The organism is Synechococcus sp. H55.9 (genome assembly GCF_047462355.1).
Taxonomy (GTDB): Bacteria; Cyanobacteriota; Cyanobacteriia; order Thermostichales; family Thermostichaceae; genus Thermostichus.
This window is the reverse complement of the sequence record NZ_JANSJB010000056.1, coordinates 13,043-17,567: the sequence shown is the minus strand read 5'-3', so window position 1 is coordinate 17,567 and position 4,525 is coordinate 13,043. Positions and strand designations below refer to the sequence as shown.

Annotated in this window: 3 protein-coding genes; 2 read left to right on the top strand and 1 reads right to left on the bottom strand. The window is 62.1% G+C overall.

Features of this window, described 5'->3' with window-relative positions; translation table 11 throughout:
* The first annotated feature begins 132 nt into the window (after nt 1-132).
* Nucleotides 133-600: a peroxiredoxin family protein gene (locus tag NW857_RS08550; RefSeq protein WP_414368664.1), complete on the top strand. Its 468-nt coding sequence runs from the start codon at nt 133-135 to the stop codon at nt 598-600.
* On the opposite strand, the gene NW857_RS08545 is transcribed toward NW857_RS08550, so the two are convergent.
* The gene (locus NW857_RS08545) at nt 597-2,951 is read right to left on the bottom strand and encodes a glycoside hydrolase family 31 protein (RefSeq protein ID WP_414368663.1); all 2,355 of its coding nucleotides are present in this window, start codon (nt 2,949-2,951) and stop codon (nt 597-599) included. The genes NW857_RS08550 and NW857_RS08545 overlap by 4 nt on opposite strands.
* A 274-nt stretch (nt 2,952-3,225) precedes the next feature.
* On the opposite strand from NW857_RS08545, the gene NW857_RS08540 reads away from it, so the two are divergent.
* Complete coding sequence (locus NW857_RS08540; RefSeq protein WP_414368661.1) at nt 3,226-4,314, top strand: PQQ-dependent sugar dehydrogenase; 1,089 nt, start codon at nt 3,226-3,228, stop codon at nt 4,312-4,314.
* Nucleotides 4,315-4,525: the final 211 nt, after the last annotated feature.

Sequence of the window (4,525 nt, the reverse complement as noted above, 5' to 3'; positions counted from 1 at the left end):
CCTCATCAGCGCTTTACTACCCTAACCCCCATAAACTCATCCCGTCAAGAGATAACTCAAAGTTTTTTCGGCGGAGAAGGGATCCGGATTCGCCGTTAGACTGGTGAGGGGATCTTGAGGTCGGATGGCTCTATGGGTATTGTGATTGGGACCGCAGCTCCTGACTTCAGCCTGCCTGCAGTGGGGAAAGGGATCCTGAAGGGGGCCCAGATTTCGCTGGGGGCCTATCGGGGCAAGAGCAAGGTGTTGCTGGCTTTTTACCCGGCGGACTTCTCGCCGGTGTGTACGAGCGAGATGCGCTGTTTTCGGGAGGATTGGGGAGCTTTTCGGGCAGCAGGGTGCGAGATCTTGGGGATTAGCAGTGATCCTGTCTCCAAGCACGAAGCCTTTGCCGAGCAGCTCAAGCTGGAGTTTCCTTTGCTGAGCGATGTGGACAGGAGGGTGAGCCAGCAATACGGGGTGGATAGTCTGCTGGGGATACGGCGGGCCTATTTTGTGGTGGATAGCCAAGGGATCCTGCGCTACCAGCATGTGGAGTGGCTGCCCATCTTCAAGCGGGACAACCGCGAGCTGCTGGAGGCGGTGAGGGCAGTTGACTAGGGGCGGGCTCTTTCTGGGCTGGACAGACAGATCTGCTGGGCCTGGCCGCTGTCGGGCAAGAGGAGGGGGGCCTGGCCAAGGGGCTCAAGGATCCAGGTGCGTTTGGGTGGGATCCAGCCACCGTGGCGGGGCTCGATCTCTAGGAGGAGCTGGTTGGCCTGCTGGTGCAGGCGGAAGGTGGTGGTGGCCCACTGGCCGCTTGAGTAGGCGAGGGTTTGGCCGTCGTCTTCGTAGAGGGTGAAGCTGCCGTCACCGGGGTAGAGTTTAAGGCGCAGTTGGTCACGGCGCAGGTCGGTGGTGGACTGGCAGGGAGGAGCTAAGGGCAGGATAGAGCCGCTGCGCACAAGGAGAGGCAGTTGGTCAAGGGGGGCGGGGGCCAGCACATAGCCAGGGCCGCGGTGGGCCTGGCCTGTCCACCAGTCAAACCAGGTGCCCGCCGGGAGATAGACAGCGCGGCAGCGGATCCCCGGACGGACGACGGGGGCAGCTAGGAGGGCGGATCCCAGCAGGGCTTGATCGGAGATCTCGTAGGTCTGGGGATCGTCAGGGAATTCGTAGAACAGGGGGCGCAGGATGGGGGAGCCGGTTTGGCTGGACTCCCAGAAGAGGCTGTAGAGGTAGGGCAACAGTTGATAACGCAGCTGGATGGCCTGTCGAGCAATGGCTTCCACCTCAGGGCCAAAGCTCCAGGGTTCGTGGGGGCGAGTTCCCTGAGCACTGTGGCCGCGCATGAGGGGATAGAGGAGCCCCATTTGCATCCAGCGGGCAAACAGCTCGGGAGTGGCGTTGCCCCCGAAGCCGCCGATGTCGGCGCCGACAAAGCTAACTCCCGACAGGCCCAGGTTGAGGAGCATGGGTAGGGACATCTCCAGATGTTCCCAGGAGGATTGGTTGTCTCCTGTCCAGACGGCAGCCCAGCGCTGGATCCCGGCAAAGCCGGAGCGGGTGAGGACAAAGGGGCGCTGGTTGGGGCAGAGCTGTTCTAGACCCTCGCGGGAGGCGCGGGCCATCAGGAGGCCATAGAGGTTGTGCACCTCGGCGTGGGTGGTGCGCTCTTCGGGGGATCCTTGGGGGGCGTCGGGGGGGATGTCCACAATTTGGCCCCCATCTCCAAAGGGGCGGTCGTTGAGGGCCGGCTCATTCATGTCGTTCCAGATGCCATCCACACCGGCTTGAGTGAGAACCCGCTGCCAGGATCCCCACCACTGCCGCACTTCGGGGCGCGAGAAATCGGGGAAGAGAACTTTGCCCGGCCAAACATAGCCGTGGAAGAGGTGGCCGTCGGCGCGGCGAATGAAGAAGTCTTGGGCCAGGCCCTCGTCAAAAACGGCGTAGTCGGCTTCGGGATCGAACTTGACGCCGGGATCCCCAATGGCCACCACTCGAAAGCCAGCTTCATGCAGCTGCGCCGTGAGGCGGGCGGGATCGGGGAAGCGGCGGGGATCCCAGGTGAAAACGCGGTAGCCGCGCATGTAGTCGATATCCAGGTAGATGACGTCGCAGGGGATCTGGCGCTGGCGAAATTGCTCGGCAATGTTCTGTACTTGAGCAGCGCTGGCGTAGCTCCAGCGGCACTGCTGGTAGCCGAGGGCCCAGAGCGGAGGCAGGGGGGTTCGCCCGGTGAGTTGGGTGTAGGTCTGGAGCACCAAGGCGGGGGTAGGGCCGTAGATGAGGTAGTAGTCCAGCTCGGGGGCGCACACTTCGATGGCCCACTGTTCAGGATCCGCCTGGCCTAGGTCAAACTGGCTCCAGTGGGTGCAGTGCAGGAAGAGGCCGTAGCAGAGGCCAGGGCGGAGGAGCAAGGCAAAGGGAATGGCCAGATAGAGGTTGTCACTGTGGGCGTCGTAGCCCCAGCAGTCGCGGGTCCAGTGGCTGTAGCGCCGGCCCCGCTTGTTGAGCAGCCCAGCCCGTTCTCCCAGGCCGTAGATGTGCTCGGCGGGGTGGAGGGATTTAACCAGGCGGATGCTCTCGGATCCCCAACTGAGGCCCCCAGAGATATCGGCACAAAAGACCTGGCCCTGGGGATCCCGAAAGCTGAAGCAGAGGGGATCCCGGTCGATCTGCAGTTGCACCAGAGAAGTGCTGAGGTGAACTTGGGTGGGGCTTTCCTGCAGCTCAAAAGGAGCCGGCGGCCACTCTGCATCCGCCAGAGCCACATCCCAAGAACGACGGGGCAAAAACTCGCCGCTGGGGCTAAAGCGCAGCCGCAGCAGACGAGGGGTGAGCACCTGCACAGACCAGCAGCCCTGAGTACAGAGGAGACGGATCCCCCTGGGATGGGCCTGAAGTTCCTGCAGGGATCCACAGGTTTGCCTCTGGGGCTGGCCGAAGATCTCGCTAGCTTCCAGCATGGTTTGGGGGCAGATCGCTGCCCTCAAGGCTAACCCAAGGCCGCAAGGGAGCAGGCAGCTCCCCACTCTTGTGCGCAGCCAACTCTGCTCCCATCGGTACATCTTTTTAGAAGAGCAGCAGCAATGATTGGCTAGCTCAAACCTCAAAATCCATCGCGAAAACGAGGTGGCAATGGCTCTGAGGATCCCGGCGATAAAACTTCTCTCCTCGCTGTTGCTTTTGGGGGGGTTGTCCGCCCCTGTTGGGGCCTACCCGGTCAGACCGGAAACGGTCATGTCTCTGCAACAGGGGGATCACGCCCAAGCTCTGCCCAGAGCCAGGACAGAGCAGCGCTTCCAGGTCGTGACGTTGGCAAGCGGGTTGGAGCATCCTTGGGGGATGGCCTTTCTGCCAGACGGAACCATCCTGGTGACCGAACGTCCGGGCCGGCTGCGCCGAGTTACCGAGCAGGGGTTGGATCCCCAGCCCATCGCTGGAGTACCGGAGGTGTTTGCCCGCGGCCAGGGAGGGCTGCTGGATATTGCCTTGCACCCCAACTACGCAGAGAACGGCTGGATCTACTTGTCCTATGCAGCTCCTGGGCCAGGCGGCGGGGGGACGCGAGTGGCGCGGGCCCGCCTGGGAGAAAGAGGACTCCAGGATCTGGAAGTGATTTTTGACATGGAGCGCAAGACGCCTGCCCAACAGCACTTCGGCTCCCGCCTGGCCTTTGACGAAGAAGGGTTTCTCTACATCAGCACCGGCGACCGCGGCGAGCGGGATCGGGCCCAGGATCCGGGGGATGCCGCCGGCAAGGTGTTGCGCGTTACGGATACAGGCGGGATCCCGGCGGACAATCCTTTTGTGAATCAAGCGGGGGCTTTGCCGGAAATTTTTACCTATGGCCACCGCAACATTCAGGGAATGGCCCGCCACCCCGAGACAGGAGCCATTTGGATGCACGAACATGGGGCGCAAGGGGGGGACGAGATCAACATCTTGGCCCCCGGCGTGAACTACGGCTGGCCCCTGATTACCCATGGTCGGGAGTACAGCGGCGAACCGGTTGGCCAAGGACTGGCGGCAGCTCCTGGATTGGCTTCGCCGCTGCTGCACTGGACGCCCTCCATTGCCCCTTCCGGCATGGCCTTTTATACAGGAGATGCCTTCCCTGAATGGCGGGGCAACTTATTCGTGGGGGCTTTGGCGGGACAGCATTTGGCGCGTTTGGTACTAGATGGGGATCGCGTTGTGGCAGAAGAGCGCCTGCTGCAAGGGGCGGTGGGTCGCATCCGGGATGTGCGCCAGGGGCCGGATGGCTTGCTCTACTTGTTGACCGATGCCCCCAACGGATCCCTGTTGCGCTTGGAGCCAAGCTCTTGATTGGGGTTAAGCTACATGGCCCTAGTCCTGTGGGATTAGCCCCAGCAGAGTTTCCTAACTCCCACTGCCGCTACTACAAGAACTTGACATCTTGCTCAATGGGGAGTGGCTCTCCTGTTTGGGCATCTGTATTTTGGCAGGCAAAGCACTCCTCTGGAGTTAGCCTAATAACCTGCCCTGGAGCCGGCAGAAGGAACATCCTTAGCTCTTT

Bases quoted from the DNA above. Each gene is read 5' to 3' on its own strand.
- NW857_RS08550 (WP_414368664.1), top strand. From the start codon at position 133: ATGGGTATTGTGATTGGGACCGCAGCTCCTGACTTCAGCCTGCCTGCA.
- NW857_RS08545 (WP_414368663.1), bottom strand. From the start codon at position 2,951: ATGCTGGAAGCTAGCGAGATCTTCGGCCAGCCCCAGAGGCAAACCTGT.
- NW857_RS08540 (WP_414368661.1), top strand. From the start codon at position 3,226: ATGTCTCTGCAACAGGGGGATCACGCCCAAGCTCTGCCCAGAGCCAGG.